This window comes from Arthrobacter sp. SPT-J7 (genome assembly GCF_059089965.1).
In genome coordinates this window covers 1-664 of sequence record NZ_JBNHFF010000522.1, presented here as the reverse complement: position 1 = coordinate 664, position 664 = coordinate 1, and the positions used below count along the sequence as shown (strand labels likewise).

The following is a 664-nucleotide window of genomic DNA, read 5'->3' as shown; positions in this document are numbered from 1 at the left end:
GAGAAGACGCGCGTCTTCACGGTGTCCAACCAAAAAGGTGGCGTAGGTAAGACCACTACAACGGTCAACATCGCTGCCGCGCTTGCCGCCGCCGGACTGAATGTCCTGGTGATAGACATCGACCCCCAAGGCAACGCATCCACCGCTTTGGGCATTGAGCATCACGCGGATGTGGACAGCATCTATGACGTCCTGATCAACGACGTCCCCCTGGCCGATGTGGTTGCGCCATGCCCTGACATTAGCAACCTCATCTGCGCACCGGCCACCATCCACCTTGCAGGTGCGGAAATCGAACTGGTGTCCCTCGTGGCCCGTGAACAGCGGCTGCGTCGAGCCATTGATGTCTACGCAAAGACACGTGAAAAGAAGGGCGAGCAACGCCTGGACTACATCTTCATCGACTGCCCGCCAAGCCTTGGCCTCCTGACGGTCAACGCGTTCTGCGCCGCGGGTGAAGTCCTGATTCCCATTCAGTGCGAATACTACGCATTGGAGGGGCTAAGCCAACTCCTTAAGAACATTGAGATGATCCAGAAGCATCTCAATGCCGACCTCGTGGTCTCCACCATCCTCCTGACCATGTACGACGGCCGGACCAACCTTGCCGCGCAGGTCGCAGCCGAGGTCCGCCAACACTTCCCCGAACAAGTACTGTCTGCGG

General features: G+C 58.6%; 1 protein-coding gene. It reads left to right on the top strand.

The annotated features are described in order from the left end of the window. Nucleotides 1–664: ParA family protein (locus AC5RWX_RS34035; RefSeq protein ID WP_494100538.1), on the top strand; the 664-nt coding region annotated here is incomplete at both ends.